This is a genomic window from Streptococcus sp. 11-4097 (assembly GCF_018215285.2).
In the GTDB taxonomy this organism is placed as follows: domain Bacteria; phylum Bacillota; class Bacilli; order Lactobacillales; family Streptococcaceae; genus Streptococcus.
Genome location: NZ_CP185262.1, coordinates 1488080 through 1502733 on the forward strand (window position 1 = coordinate 1488080; position 14654 = coordinate 1502733).

15 protein-coding genes and 1 pseudogene are annotated in these 14654 nt (G+C 39.6%); 4 read left to right on the plus strand and 12 right to left on the minus strand.

The annotated features are described in order from the left end of the window. The gene (locus KB197_RS07430; RefSeq protein ID WP_212573849.1) at nt 1–1779 is read right to left on the minus strand and encodes a phosphotransferase; all 1779 of its coding nucleotides are present in this window, start codon (nt 1777–1779) and stop codon (nt 1–3) included. Between the two features lie 243 nt (nt 1780–2022). Here KB197_RS07430 and KB197_RS07435 point away from each other — a divergent pair. Beyond that, nucleotides 2023–3210: pseudogene (locus KB197_RS07435) on the plus strand (transposase); the annotation flags it as partial. Nucleotides 3211–3433: 223 nt separating this feature from the next. Here KB197_RS07435 and KB197_RS07440 read toward each other — a convergent pair. The 10 genes from KB197_RS07440 to KB197_RS07485 all read right to left on the minus strand — a co-directional run bounded on the left by KB197_RS07440 (nt 3434) and on the right by KB197_RS07485 (nt 11078). Continuing rightward, nucleotides 3434–4144, minus strand: coding sequence for an ABC transporter ATP-binding protein (locus tag KB197_RS07440; RefSeq protein WP_064276928.1), 711 nt, complete (start codon nt 4142–4144; stop codon nt 3434–3436). Then, nucleotides 4144–4908 carry an ABC transporter ATP-binding protein gene (locus tag KB197_RS07445; RefSeq protein ID WP_212573850.1) on the minus strand — a complete coding sequence of 255 codons (765 nt, stop codon included), beginning with the start codon at nt 4906–4908 and terminating at the stop codon, nt 4144–4146. Before KB197_RS07445 ends, KB197_RS07440 begins: the two co-directional genes overlap by 1 nt. Further along, complete coding sequence (locus KB197_RS07450) at nt 4908–5864, minus strand: branched-chain amino acid ABC transporter permease (protein WP_000662290.1); 957 nt, start codon at nt 5862–5864, stop codon at nt 4908–4910. Before KB197_RS07450 ends, KB197_RS07445 begins: the two co-directional genes overlap by 1 nt. Nucleotides 5865–5867: 3 nt before the next feature. Further along, nucleotides 5868–6737 (minus strand): branched-chain amino acid ABC transporter permease, encoded by an 870-nt coding sequence (locus KB197_RS07455; RefSeq protein WP_212573851.1) that lies wholly within the window; start codon nt 6735–6737, stop codon nt 5868–5870. Between the two features lie 221 nt (nt 6738–6958). Further along, complete coding sequence (locus tag KB197_RS07460; RefSeq protein ID WP_115904789.1) at nt 6959–8119, minus strand: ABC transporter substrate-binding protein; 1161 nt, start codon at nt 8117–8119, stop codon at nt 6959–6961. Between the two features lie 67 nt (nt 8120–8186). Next, nucleotides 8187–8474, minus strand: a complete 288-nt coding sequence (locus KB197_RS07465; RefSeq protein WP_049492230.1) for a YlbG family protein — start codon at nt 8472–8474, stop codon at nt 8187–8189. 78 nt (nt 8475–8552) lie between these two features. Further along, nucleotides 8553–9143: an ATP-dependent Clp protease proteolytic subunit ClpP gene (clpP, locus tag KB197_RS07470; RefSeq protein ID WP_000613475.1), complete on the minus strand. Its 591-nt coding sequence runs from the start codon at nt 9141–9143 to the stop codon at nt 8553–8555. Nucleotides 9144–9316: 173 nt separating this feature from the next. After that, entirely contained in the window at nt 9317–9946 is a 630-nt protein-coding gene (gene upp / locus KB197_RS07475; RefSeq protein ID WP_064276977.1) for a uracil phosphoribosyltransferase, read from the minus strand. 88 nt (nt 9947–10034) lie between these two features. Then, nucleotides 10035–10502, minus strand: a complete 468-nt coding sequence (locus tag KB197_RS07480) for a deoxycytidylate deaminase (RefSeq protein WP_000136973.1) — start codon at nt 10500–10502, stop codon at nt 10035–10037. 18 nt (nt 10503–10520) lie between these two features. Further along, nucleotides 10521–11078: a TetR/AcrR family transcriptional regulator gene (locus tag KB197_RS07485; protein ID WP_057487260.1), complete on the minus strand. Its 558-nt coding sequence runs from the start codon at nt 11076–11078 to the stop codon at nt 10521–10523. Between the two features lie 124 nt (nt 11079–11202). On the opposite strand from KB197_RS07485, the gene KB197_RS07490 reads away from it, so the two are divergent. The 3 genes from KB197_RS07490 to KB197_RS07500 are packed head-to-tail and all read left to right on the plus strand — an operon-like array spanning nt 11203 to nt 13844. Continuing rightward, nucleotides 11203–12048, plus strand: coding sequence for a DegV family protein (locus KB197_RS07490; protein ID WP_064276930.1), 846 nt, complete (start codon nt 11203–11205; stop codon nt 12046–12048). 58 nt (nt 12049–12106) lie between these two features. Beyond that, nucleotides 12107–13285 carry an NAD(P)/FAD-dependent oxidoreductase gene (locus tag KB197_RS07495; protein ID WP_064276978.1) on the plus strand — a complete coding sequence of 393 codons (1179 nt, stop codon included), beginning with the start codon at nt 12107–12109 and terminating at the stop codon, nt 13283–13285. A 37-nt stretch (nt 13286–13322) separates the two neighbouring features. Next, nucleotides 13323–13844: a DUF1697 domain-containing protein gene (locus tag KB197_RS07500; protein WP_000400044.1), complete on the plus strand. Its 522-nt coding sequence runs from the start codon at nt 13323–13325 to the stop codon at nt 13842–13844. A 41-nt stretch (nt 13845–13885) separates the two neighbouring features. Here the strand turns inward: KB197_RS07500 and KB197_RS07505 are convergent, their stop codons facing one another. Next, the gene (locus tag KB197_RS07505; protein ID WP_212573852.1) at nt 13886–14626 is read right to left on the minus strand and encodes a MerR family transcriptional regulator; all 741 of its coding nucleotides are present in this window, start codon (nt 14624–14626) and stop codon (nt 13886–13888) included. Nucleotides 14627–14654 lie beyond the last annotated feature (28 nt).

Sequence of the window (14654 nt, forward strand, 5' to 3'; positions counted from 1 at the left end):
TCAATTCTCCTCTAAGTATAAATCTAATGCAAGTTTTCCATACTGCTTGGTATAACGATACCAGATATAAAGAAATTCACCTACTGGTTTTCCAACGCTTTCTTGGAACAGGGCCCACAAAAACCAATAATATGAAGTCACTGATACATAGGCAAAATAGTGTCGTTTGGTTCTCTTGTCTGGAACTTCTTTTAAATAGATTTCAAGTACCTTTTCAGCTTCTTCTACTGTATAATTTGAACACCCGATAAAGGTTCCTAAATCTCCTGCTGGATCTCCCATACCAGAATATTCCCAATCAATCAAGCTCATTTCTCCAGCTTCATTCAACAAAAAATTTGGGCTATAAGAATCTCCGTGGCAGAGAACCTTTTTCGCTTTATCTTCTTGTAAAAGCTTCTCGAGAACTGAGACATTCTTATCCAACTCTTCAAGTCCATCAAATTCAAAACGATTGCTAGCTTTTAATTTTTGTCTAAAATCATCAATTCCCTCAAATTGATCAAAAGAATGATCTGTTTTTTCTCCAGATTGGTGCAAGCGTCTCAAGAGCTCCATTGCTTTTGCTACATCATCCCAATTATCATAATCTAGTTGCTTGGCATTAGGGATAAATTCTGAAATTTTCCAGCCCTCATTCTTGTTCATGGCAACAAAAGTACGGTCAATCTTTAATTTTGCAGCAATTTCCATGGAAGCCGCTTCACTAGCACGATCGATATAATTCTCCGTTCCTCTACCCGGATGACGGTAAACACATTTCTTCCCTAGGCAGTCAAATGAAAACGAAGTGTTGGTTAGACCATCTTTTAGAGGTTTGATATTGACAATATCTGAAGCTATACATCCTAATGTCTTACAGATGTTATCAATGATTTCCGAATTCGTATTCACCAAATAGTGTTCATCAAACTGACGCAACTCATCTAGTGAATCAAACTCCTTAACAATGTCTGCTGAATAATGCCGAGCTTCTAAAGGAAGCTCCTTGACGTGACGACTATAATAATCTTCCCAGAGTTGTTCGCGATATGGTTCGTGCTTAAATTCAGTTTCTAAAATATCTACAAACTTTTCACTAAATGCACGATCAAAATAAACGTGCCCCACCATAGCCCAAGTATTCGTCCCACCGATTTGAATATCGATAATCGTGTGATTGGAGTCTTCCTTAGAGCAGTATTCGTCTGTGTCTCCTTCTGCAAATATAGTCGAATAATAACCCCTGTAAATGTATCGTTCAAACGGATTTTCTACAAAATAATTATCTGATGAACAGATATAAGTGTTGGAAAGTTGATCTCTGACTAGCATGAGAGAAGAACAGTTATTGTATTTGTAGTAATCATTATTCACAACGATTTTAACGCCAAACTTTTCTGCCAGATAGAACATTTTTTCTTGCAGATAACCTACAATGACTGTAATATCCTCTATCCCAGCTTCTTGCAATTGCTTGATTTCTCTCTCAATCAAACGCTCACCTTTGACTTGAAGCAATCCTTTAGGTAGCTCATAAGACAAAGGGGCAAAGCGGCTACTCATACCTGCAGCCATGATAATGGCATTCTTCACCTGATACGGAGCCAAAGCATCCTCACCTAAGTCAGTTAAGTGATTTTCCTCACTGATCCACTTCTCTTCTTTACATTCCTTGAGAAGATTATTTACCGTCCCCAAAGCGATATCTAGCTGTTCAGCCAATTGTCTCTGCGTAAAGTTTTCGTCTTTGTTAGTCAACAAAAAATGTAAAAGTTTAAATTGTTTTTTTGATAGCATATCCTCAACCTCTTTTGTTCAATGTTTTTATCTATTCGATTATACAATGAACATTTGCTTTTGTCAAGTTAGATTCTATAGTAAGAAAACAGGGAACTATAATATTTGTAGTGGGTAAATTCCCTATAGATATTATGAAGCCTATTTTGTTGTAGAAAAAGTTCCGTAATATCTAGAATGAAAAATGACCAAACCATCATTAGAAAGAATCGTATGGAACAATTAAATTAACAGGAATATCCACAGGAAATCATCGCTAAACTGGATTATGATGCTCTATCTCGTCCTGATTACGCTAGCCAAATGAAGAAATATGATTTTCAAAAATTGTCTAAAATTCCTTACCTTGAAACAATTGGTATCCCCAATAGAACCCCTTCTTAGAAAAGCTGTTTCAAGTGCTATCATTTCTCGAAAATGACTCTCTCCAAAACTTCTCTCATCAATAAAAATTGAGCAAAAGTTGATTGAAAAGACTTCTATGACCGATATTGCCCACCAGCAGGCCATTTCAACTTCAACTGTCATTCGCAAGCTCAATGACTTTCACTTTAAGCATGATTTTTCTCGGCTTCCAAAGACTATGTCTTGGGATGAGTACTCCTTTACCAAGGGAAAGATGAGTTTCATTACGCAAGATTTTGACAATCTCAATATCATCACTGTTCTTGAGGGAAGAACACAGCCTATCATCCGAAATCATTTTCTGCGCTACGATAGAGCAGTCCTATGTCAGGTGAAAATCATTACTATGGATATGTTTAGTCCCTACTATGCCTTAGCTAAACAGATTCGCTTTCTAATTTCTAGGCTCAGGCTGAAACAGTCTCCCAGACTGTTTCACTCCCAAACGCTAAAATCGTGTTGGATCGCTTTCACATTGTACAACATCTTAGCCGTGCTATGAGTCGTGTCCGTGTTCAAGTCATGAATCAGTTTCATCAAAAATCTCATGAATACAAGGTTATCAAGCGTTACTGGAAACTCATTCAACAAGATAGTCGAAAACTCAGCGATAAACGTTTTTATCGCCCTACTTTTCGTATGTACTTGACCAATAAAGAGATTCTAGATAAGCTTTTGAGCTATTCGGAAGACTTGAAACACCACTATCATCTCTACCAACTCCTGCTTTTTCACTTTCAGAACAAGGAGGCAGACAAATTTTTCGGACTCATTGAGGACAATCTAAAGCAGGTTCATCCTCTTTTTCATACTGTCTTTAAAACCTTTCTCAAGGATAAAGAGAAAATTGCCAACGCCCTTCAACTCCCCTTTTCCAACGCCAAACTGGAAGCAACGAATAATCTCATCAAACTTATCAAGCGCAATGCCTTTGGTTTTCGGAACTTTGAAAACTTCAAAAAAAGGATTTTTATCGCTCTGAACATCAAAAAAGAAAGGACGAAACGTGTCCTTTCTAGATCTTAGCTTTTCTTCAAACCACTACAGTTGACAATGAGCTCTGAAATCGAGCTCTGTGAATGAAGGGTAGACACACTTCATTCTGTTCCATTTCAATGATTAGAAGCTAACCTTCCAGTGCAGATGAGAATTGCTTTGCAATCTCTATATGCAGACTAAAATAATCCCCTGGATTTGATGACTGCTTCGTAATCTTCATCTGCCGACTAAAACAATCCACTGGATTGTTTTAGCCACCAAGATACGCTTTTCTGACTTCTTCTGATGAAGCGAGTTCTTTTCCTGTTCCTGATAGAACGATTTTCCCTGTTTCCAGTACATATCCTCGGTCAGAGATTGCGAGTGCTTTATTGGCATTTTGTTCAATCAAGAGGACGGTTGTTCCTTGTTTCTGGATGTCTTGAATGATATCAAAAATCTCTTGAATAAAGATTGGGGCAAGTCCCATTGATGGTTCATCTAAAAGAAGAAGTTTTGGTGTTGACATAAGAGCACGTCCCATGGCAAGCATTTGTTGTTCCCCCCCTGAAAGAGTAGCTGCATCTTGGTTCTTCCGTTCTTCAAGACGAGGAAAGCGTGAGAAAACTTTCTTCAAATTAGCTTGATTTTCTTCACGATTTTTCTTTAAGAAAGCTCCCATTTCAAGATTTTCCATAACAGTCAAGCCAGGAAAGACGTGGCGTCCTTCTGGAACTTGTGAAAGACCACCTGCCACGATTTTCTGAGCTGGCATTTTTTGGATTTCTTGACCTAAAAATTGAATTTTTCCTGAACTCGGTCTAACTAAACCAGACAAGGTACGGAGAATAGTTGTCTTACCTGCACCATTGGCACCGATAAGGGAAACAACCTCTCCTTCATTCACTTCAAAGCTTACATCACGGACTGCTTGGATCATACCGTAATGTACAGAAAGATTTTCAACTTTTAACATAGACATTAGGCTTCACCTCCTAGATAAGCTTCAATAACGCGTTTATTGGTCTTAATTTCGTCTGGAGTTCCTTGAGCAATCAAACGACCATATTCAAGTACGTAGATACGTTCTGTAACATCCATGACCAGGTTCATATCGTGTTCAATCAGCATGATTGAAATTTTAAATTCATCTTTGATACGACGAATTAACTCAGTCAATTCTGCTGTTTCCTGTGGGTTCATCCCTGCTGCTGGTTCATCTAAAAAGAGAATTTTAGGTTCCGTAGCAAGGGCACGAACAATTTCCAAACGACGTTGTTGTCCGTAGGCGAGGTTTTTAGCAAGAGTCTCTGCATCACCATCTAAATCAAAGATTTTCAACAATTCCAAAGCTTTAGCTTTTAATTCTTTTTCACTCTTGTAAAAAGCTGGTAAGCGCAAAAAACTAGCAAAAACATGTTGTTTGTGATGGTTGCCAAAGGCAATCAAAACATTGTCCAAAACTGTTAAGTCTTTAAAGAGACGGATATTTTGGAAAGTACGTCCAAGTCCCAAAGAAGCAATCTTATATGGTGCCTTTCCATTCAAAAGGTGACCATCTAAGGTTACTGTCCCCTCACTTGGTTCATAAACACCCGTCAAAAGGTTGAAAAGGGTTGTTTTCCCAGCTCCATTTGGACCGATTAGTCCAACCAGTTCCCCTTCGTTCAATTCAAGAGTCACATCTCCAACAGCTGTTAGACCGCCAAAATGTTTGGTTAACTGTTTTACTTCAAGTAATGCCATTAGTTTTGTTCCTCCTTCTTAGATTTTTTAAAGAAACGTGATAGGCTCAATTCCCATGTTCCAAGGAGTCCACCTGGTCTGAAAATCATTACCAAGACCAAGGCCAAAGCGTAAATAATCATACGCACACTAGCAACATCTTGGAGAAGCATATTCAAAATTCCAAGGACAATTGCTGAAACAATTGCACCTGTAATGGAACCAAGTCCACCAAATACAACAATAATAAGAACATTGATTGAGTTGATGAAGGTGTAATCTTTCGGTACGACAGAGCCGATAAATCCTGCCTGAAGTGACCCTGCAATACTTGCAGTAATAGCACCAAAGACAAAAGCAATAATTTTAATTTTAGTTGTATTAACACCGACTGACTCTGCAGCAATTTCATCCTCACGAACGGAGAGGGTTGAACGACCAATTGGACTACGCAAGAAGTTCAAGGTTGCAATGGTTGTAATCACGACAAAGAAGTAAACCATTTGCCAAGTTGTAAAGTTTGGAATTCCCAAGATACCTGCTGCACCATTTGTAAGGCTTCCACCATTGATGATAAAGATACGGATAATTTCAGAAACACCAAGAGTCGCTACCGCAAGATAGTCCCCCTTCAAGCGTAAGGTTGGAATTCCGACAAGCAAGGCAACTGCCCCTGAAAGCAAAGCACCTACAAGCATGGCTCCAAAGAAGGCACCGTAGGTTGGTGATTTAGAACCAATAATAGCTGCTGCATAGGCACCAATCGCCATGAAACCAGCATGCCCAAGTGAAAATTGTCCTGAAAAACCAACGATTAAGTTAAGGCCAACAGCCAAAATAATATTAATTCCAATTTGTTGTAAAATCTGTACATAGAATAGGTTGAGTACTCCAACTGAAACCAATACACTAATCAAGCCATAGCCAGCTAACAAAAGGAGTAACCATAGAATATTAACTTTTAAATTTTCTTTCATCGTTTACACCTTCTCTTTCACATTTTTACCAAGAATACCTGCTGGGCGGACAATCAAGATCAACAACAGGATTCCATAAACAATGGCATCACGGAAGTCTGACATTCCAAAGGCTGTCGCAAAAGTTTCCAATAAACCAATCACAAAACCACCAAGAGCCGCACCAGGAATAATCCCGATACCACCAAGTACTGCGGCAACGAAAGACTTAAGACCTGGAGTAACCCCCATCAAAGGCTCAAGAGAGTTATAATAGAGGGCAATCAGAACACCAGCTGCACCCGCAAGAGCTGAACCCAAAGCAAAGGTAAAGCTGATAGTACGGTTTACATTGATCCCCATCAATTGTGCCGCATCGCTATCTACAGATACAGCACGCATGGCTTTCCCCATCTTAGTCTTTTGGACAATGACTTGTAACAAAATCATCAAAATCAAGGAAATGGCCAAAATCATTAACTGTACATTCGTTAAGCTAATTGGCCCCAAATCATAGCGAACTGTTTGAATCGCTTGAGGGAAGGCACGAGTATTGGCACCAACCAGATAGACCATGCCATACTCCAATAGGAAAGACACCCCAATAGCCGTAATCAAAACAGCAATACGAGTAGAGTGGCGCAAAGGTCGGTAAGCAAGAAACTCAATCACGACACCAAGGACGGCTGTCGCTATCATAGCTACAATAAGCGCTACAAAGAAATTCATTTGGAAAGAATTAATCAAGAAATAACCGATAAAGGCTCCCATCATATAAATATCACCGTGGGCGAAGTTGATGAGCTTGATAATTCCGTAAACCATGGTATATCCTAGGGCTAACAGCGCATAAACACTACCTAGAATCAAACCATTTACTAGTTGTTGGAGCATAAGATTCACTCTTTCTATATATAATTTTGAGGGTTTTCCCTCACTTTTTGATAGGTTCTTATACTCAATGAAAATCAAAGAGCAAACTAGGAAACTAGCCGCAGGCTGTACTTGAGTACGGCAAGGCGACGTTGACGCAGTTTGAATTTGATTTTCAAAGAGTATTAAACATCGAAACAGGGAGTGAGTCAGAGGCTCATTCCCTATTTCAACATTTTCTATTATGGTTTTACAACTTCTGCTGCTTCAACCTTACCATTATTCATGGTCATCATGTAAGCTGTTTTGACTGTGTTGTGGTCCGCATCGAAGCTTGTTTGACCAGTTACACCTTCAAAGTCTTTTGTTTTAGCAAGGTTGTCCTTAATCTCACCTGAGTTTTTAGCACCTTTTGCTGCGTTTGCTACAAGGTGAACTGAATCATAAGCTAAGGCTGCAAATGTTGAAGGCTCTTCATTGTACTTAGCACGGTAAGCGTCCAGGAAGGCTTTTGCTTTAGCTGAAACTTCTACAGTAGTTGAGAAGCCTGAGATAAAGTAGATGTTTGATGCTTTTTCAGGAGTTGCTTGTTGCACAAACTCTTCACCGTTGAATCCATCACCACCAACGATTGGTTTGTCAATTCCCATACCACGCGCTTGGTTTACAATTTTACCAGCTTCAGTGTAGTAACCAGGAACAATGATAGCATCAAAGTCTTTCCCTTTCATTTTTGTAAGAGCTGCTTGGAAGTCTGTGTCACCTGCTACGAAAGTTTCATCTGCAACGATTTCACCTTTGTATGCTTCACGGAAGGCTTTGGCAATACCTTTAGCATAGTCGCTGGCGTTGTCAGTGTATAGAACAACTTTCTTAGCGTTTAATTTTTCAGTAACATAGTTTGAGATAATTTTTCCTTGGAAGCTATCTTGGAATGTTCCGATAAAGAGGTAATCTTGACCTTTAGTCAATCCATCTTGAGTCGCACTTGGCGAAATCAATGGAACACCTGCTTTTGTAGCGTTAGCTACCGCAGCTGCAGTTGCACCTGATGTCGCAGGTCCTACGATTGCTGATACTTTAGATTGGGTTACAAGGTTAGTTGTTACTGAAGCCGCCTCAGCTGTTTCAGACTTGTTATCTTTATCAACTACTTCGATTTGTTTTCCATCGATACCACCTGCGGCATTGATTTCATCAACAGCAAGTTGGGCACCTTTTTGTTCAGATGTACCGTAGGCTGCTACGGCACCAGTTTCCTCGAAGTTAAATCCGATTTTGATTGTCTTTTCATCTACTGAGTTACCAGCAGCGTTTGACGCTCCAGACTTCACTTCTCCACAGGCTGCAAGAAGAGCTACACTTGCAAGCGCCACAAACGATAGGGCAAATTTTTTCTTCATCTTATTTTGTCTCCTTATTTCTTAAATAAATAGCATGTTAAGAATATACCGAATTATCAGAAAATTGTCAACACTTTTCTTGAACTTTTTCGATGATAACGTTTTCCTCTCGATAGAGATTACCCACAAAGGGTGTTTCCAGCTCTTGGATATGACAAACTCTGACTTTTTTTATAAATTTTTCCTTGCTCAAGTGTCCGACCAATTGCTCCACTTCTTGAGTTGGAACATAGAGTTGTAAGTAACGATGTTTCTTGGAATGATAGGTAATATCTCCATAATCCTGCAGTTTTTTGGCATCACGATTATAGTAAAGATAGATAATCAAGCCAGATCGATTGACTTTTTCAAACATGATGAATCCTCTTTCTAAGAAATCTCTCCCTATTATACCAAAAAAAGCAAACCCAGTCGAGTTTGCCTTCTTTCATCATTAGTTCAATGAATTGTTGGCCATGATTTCATCAATAAAGCCATATTCAAGTGTTTCTTGAGCACTCATCCAGTTATCGCGTTCTGCATCTGCATGGACTTTTTCGATTGACTGACCTGAATTTTCAGCCAAGATTTTTTCCAAGGTATTACGAGTTTTGAGCAAGTGTTCTGCAGCGATCGCCATATCGGTTTGCTGAGTACCTCCACCTGTACCACCCATTGGTTGGTGGATCATATACTCTGCATTTGGAAGCATGAAACGCTTGCCTTTTGCTCCACTTGATGCGATGACAGTACCCATAGATGCAGCCATCCCCATCACGATAGTTTGGACATCTGCCTTGATAAAGTTCATAGTATCAACGATTGCCAAACCAGCTGAAACAGAACCACCAGGTGTATTGACATAAAGGTAAATATCTTTTGTACTATCTTGGGCATCCAAGAAAAGTAATTGGGCAATAACAGAGTTAGCCATATTGTCTTCTACCGGACCTGTCAGCATAATGATGCGGTCTTTTAGAAGACGTGAGTAAATATCGTAGGAACGTTCTCCACGGCTTGTTTGTTCAATAACTACAGGAATCATTCATTTCTCCTTTTGAATTTTAATTTTGTTGGTCAAATGACTGAAGATAAGACTATTATAATATCTAGGTCAAAAAAGGTCAAATTTTTGCTCTGTTTTCATTAGACAGAAACAAAAATTCAACCTCCTTTCGTGATTGGAACTTATTTTCCAAGTCAATCTTCTTTTCGATCTTATTTCGTACCGAACAAGCGGTCCCCAGCATCTCCAAGACCTGGAACGATATAACCGTGTTCATTTAAGCGGTCATCCAAGGCTGCTGTAAAGATTTCTACATCTGGATGAGCTTCTTGAAGGGCTTTTACACCTTCTGGAGCAGATACAAGGCAGACAAATTTGATATTTGATGCGCCACGTTTTTTAAGAGAATCAACAGCCAAGATTGCTGAACCACCTGTTGCCAACATTGGGTCTACTACAAAAATTTGACGTTGGTCAATGTCCTCAGGCAATTTCACCAAGTATTCAACTGGTTGAAGTGTTTCTTCATCACGGTACATACCGATGTGACCAACTTTAGCAGCTGGAACCAAGCTCAAGAGACCATCAACCATCCCGATACCTGCACGCAAGATTGGAACGATGGCCAATTTCTTACCTGCCAATTGTTTTTGAACTGTTTTTGTGATTGGTGTTTCGATTTCCACATCTTCTAGTGGAAGATCACGAAGTACTTCATACCCCATCAACATTGCAATCTCATCTACTAGCTCACGAAAAGCTTTTGTAGAAGTATCTGTACGACGCAAGATTGACAATTTGTGTTGAATCAGTGGATGATTAATAACTTCAATTTTTCCCATTTTTGGAGTTCCTTCTTTCAATTTATTCTTCTTATTATACCAAAAAACGGTTTAAAAATCTTTCTAAACCATTTGTTTTTGATAATTTTTACATTAAATCTGCCTCTTTAAGAGCTGCCTGTACTGTCTCAAGTGGTAAATGAGTCAATTCTGTCCCTTTTTCTTGATAAAGGTATTGGGCATAGTCGTCCATTCGGTACTGGTTGATATAAACCACGCGCTTGCAACCAACCTGAAGCAATTGTTTGGTACAGTTCAGACAAGGAAAATGGGTCACATAGGCTGTAAAGCCTTTAGGAACCCCACGTTCTGCACCTTGAAGGATAGCATTGACCTCTGCGTGAAGAGTGCGAACACAGTGGCCTTCAATGACCAGACATTCGTGGTCAATACAATGCTCGGTTCCTGACACCGAACCATTGTAACCAGTGGAAATAACCTTATTATCCTTTACCAGAATTGCGCCTACTTTGGCACGCTTACAAGTGGAACGATTGGCAATTAATAGGGCTTGGGCAGCAAAATACTCATCCCATGCTAGTCTTTTTTCAGTCATCTCTTTTCTCCTTTTTATCTATTTTTTAAAAAATGGTAACCGTAAGTCCGCAATCTTTTCAGCAGGTACCTTCATGCCATCCTTGATCCATTTTAGAAGGACTGAGACGATGGCTGAACTCCAGAAGGAATGAAGATAAGAGCTGACACCTTTTGATTTTCCATGGTATTTTTCCAGAAACTCCTGCATGGCTTGGACAAAGATTTTTTCCAGATGGTAATCCAAGGCCAACTGAATCACTCTGGCTTCCTTTCTTGCTTCTCGGAAAAGGTGAACCCAGACCAAATAAAGGTCTGTCTTTAAATCATAATGGTGCAACTGTTCCATAATATTGTGAACAGTTCGTTTAAAGACGCTCTCTAAAATTTCCTCTTTGGAACCATAATTGCGGTAAAAGGCCGCACGTGAAACGCCTGCACGTTTAACCAATTCAGAAATGCTAATCTTGGTCAAGTCCTTTTTTTCCAAGAGCTGCAAGAGGGCTGTTTCGATGGCTTCTCTAGTTAATAAATTGGATTCTTGGTTTGATTTTCTGAGATTTTCAAGAGACTTTTCAGAGATTCTACGTTCAGACATAACATTTTCTTTCTACTTGTCACAACAGACGGATGAGGCTTTTGTTTCAAGGGTTTTCATGATATAATTGTAAAAAAAGACAGAACCTTTGTCAATGTATAACTGACAAAGATGGAGAATTTCTATGACTTGGAAGATTATTGCTGACTCTGGTTGTGATTATCGTCAGCTGGCAACACCAGCTATTGACACGACTTTTGTGAGTGTTCCCTTAACCATTCAAGTAGCTGATCAGGTCTTTGTTGATGATTCCAGTCTTGACATTGACCAAATGATGGAAACCATGTATGCAACCGCAGAAGCTTCAAAATCAGCTTGTCCAAGCCCAGATGATTATTTGCGAGCATTTGAAGGAGCCAAAAACATTTTCCTAGTAACCATCACAGGTACTCTTTCTGGCAGTCACAATAGTGCTCAACTGGCCAAGAATATTTATCTAGAAGACCATCCTGACACTAAGATTCATGTAATTGATAGTTTGTCTGCTGGCGGTGAAGTTGACTTGCTCGTAGAAAAATTAAATGATTTGATTGACCAGGGATTATCTTTTGAAGAAGTAGTTGAAGCTATCACTGCCTATCAAGAAAAAACCAAGTTGCTCTTTGTCCTAGCAAAAGTCGATAACTTGGTGAAAAACGGCCGTTTGAGCAAACTTATCGGTACGGTCGTTGGCCTTCTCAACATCCGTATGGTCGGAGAAGCTAGTGAAACTGGAACCCTTGAATTGCTACAAAAAGCAAGAGGAGCAAAGAAATCGATTCAGGCAGCCTATGAGGAGTTGATAAAAGCTGGATATGCTGGTGGCCGTATTGTCATGGCCCAACGCAATAACGAGAAATGTTGCCAACAGCTCTCAGATCGAATCCGTGAAACCTTCCCACAAGCTAACATCAAAATTCTCCCAACCTCTGGTCTTTGCAGTTTCTATGCAGAAGATGGTGGCTTGCTGATGGGATATGAAATTGACTAATTACATTCTTGACAAGAGGTGACCATCATCTCTTGTTTTTTTGTGGTACAATAGAGCTATGAAACATTTTGATACTATCGTCATTGGTGGAGGTCCTGCTGGTATGATGGCTACGATTTCCAGTAGCTTTTATGGACAGAAAACCCTCCTCATCGAAAAAAATCGGAAACTTGGAAAAAAATTAGCTGGTACTGGTGGGGGACGTTGCAATGTAACCAACAACGGAACTCTAGATGACCTACTAGCTGGCATCCCTGGAAATGGGCGCTTTCTCTACAGTGTCTTCTCCCAATTTGATAACCATGATATCATTAATTTTTTTACAGAAAATGGTGTTAAACTTAAGGTCGAAGACCACGGACGCGTCTTTCCTGCTAGTGACAAGTCTCGTACCATTATCGAAGCCTTGGAAAAGAAAATCACTGAGCTCGGTGGTCGAGTTGCTACTCAAACGGAGATTGTTTCGGTTAAAAAGATAGACGACCAGTTTGTCCTTAAGTCCGCAGACCAAACCTTCACTTGTGAGAAACTCATTGTCACAACAGGTGGTAAATCCTATCCTTCGACTGGTTCAACTGGGTTTGGTCACGAGATCGCCCGTCATTTTAAGCACACCATCACCGAACTTGAGGCCGCTGAGAGTCCTTTGTTGACAGATTTTCCACACAAGGTCTTGCAGGGTATTTCGCTGGACGATGTGACCCTAAGCTATGGTAAGCATGTCATCACTCACGATTTGCTCTTTACCCACTTTGGTTTGTCTGGCCCTGCTGCCCTACGTATGTCTAGTTTTGTCAAGGGTGGTGAAATCCTTTCACTGGATGTCTTGCCTCATCTTTCTGAAAATGACTTGACTACATTTCTAGAAGAAAATCGGGAAAAATCCTTGAAAAATGCCTTAAAAACTTTGCTTCCAGAACGCTTGGCAGATTTTTTTGTGCAAGGCTATCCTGACAAAGTCAAACAGTTGAGTGAAAAGGAACAAGAACAACTTCTCCAGTCTATTAAGACCCTCAAAATCCCTGTGACTGGTAAAATGTCTCTCGCCAAATCCTTTGTTACCAAGGGTGGTGTCAGTCTTAAGGAAATCAACCCTAAAACCCTTGAAAGTAAGCTGGTACCTGGCCTTCACTTTGCTGGCGAAGTCATGGATATCAATGCCCACACGGGTGGCTTTAATATCACTTCAGCCCTCTGTACCGGTTGGGTGGCAGGCTCAAATCAAATATATAAATAATTGAATGACTAAAATACAAAATAAGAAAGGAAGTCCTTTGGAACATATTATTTTACTAAGAGGTGTTACTCCTAATGGAAAAAATGCTATCCCGAAAATGTCTTATTTGGTAGATATTTTAACAGAAGCTGGTTTTCAACACGTTCGAACCTATATTCAAAGTGGGAATATCATTCTTGAAAGTGATTTAGATTTAGAAGAAATACGAGAATGTGTTCATACTCTGATAAAGGAAAAAATTGGGGCCGACTTAAAAATGGTTATCAAGAACAAAAGTGATTTTAAAAAAATTGTCCAAGAAAACCCGTTTGGAGAACACTATCTTTATGACCGTATACATGTGATTTTTTATCAAGAATCTATTCAAAGTCTCCCTTTAGAAAAATTGAAAATTGATTACGGTGAAGAAGAAATTTGTATCGGTAACCATTGTCTTTACCTCTATCTCCCTAGAACTGCTAAACAAAAGAAACTCCATACCAACTATCTTGAAAAGCTTTTTAATGTAGATTTGACCATGCGAAAACTAAATGTGGTAGAAAAATTATTAAGCAAATAGTGCTTGAATTTAGTAAAAATCGGAAGAATGCTCCTCCGATTTTATTTTGTCTGAGTTTGGACATAATAGGCAATGACATCTGATGTGTACTGGGCTGTTCCAGGTCCAAATTTGTCAATGTTTTCCTTAAATTCTGGGTTGTAGACGTAGCCTTTACCGATATAACCAAATACCTCAATAGAGCAGTCAAATCCATAAGTACGGATGGCTTGCAAGAGTTTAGTGGCTTCTTCTTGATTTTCGGTTGCTGTTACAGGTAGACCAGCTTGAAGATTTTGTGCCAAAGCTTGAAAAACTTGGTTGAAGGCAGCTGTAGCCTCGTCTTCGTGACCTTTTTGGCGCTCCAGCGCTTGGTCCATGACTTCTTGTCCATATTTCTCTACCGCCTCTTGGTGGTATTTTTGATGGTCTTGGTAGTTAAATCCAGCAAATTTCTCTTGAATGCTCATTTCTCTTTCTCCTTTTTGTTCTTGAATGGTTTTCTGCAAGGTGGAAATCAAGGTATCCAGATGTTCCCTTTCTCGAGTCAAATAGTCCAACTGTCTGGTCAGATGGGGCAATAAATCTGTCCTTTCTTCCTTTAATAGCTCTGCTATTTTTTCTAAAGAAAAACCTAGATATTTGTAATAAAGAATGACCTGAAGTCGCTCCAAATCCTCCTGACTGTATGTTCGATAGCCGTTTTCCGACTTTAAAGGAACCAAAAGCCCTATCTTATCGTAGTGGTGCAGGGTCTTGACAGAGACACCCGAAAGCTGCGCAGCTTCTTTTATATAGTACATGATTTCCTCCTTACAATGATAGTATAAC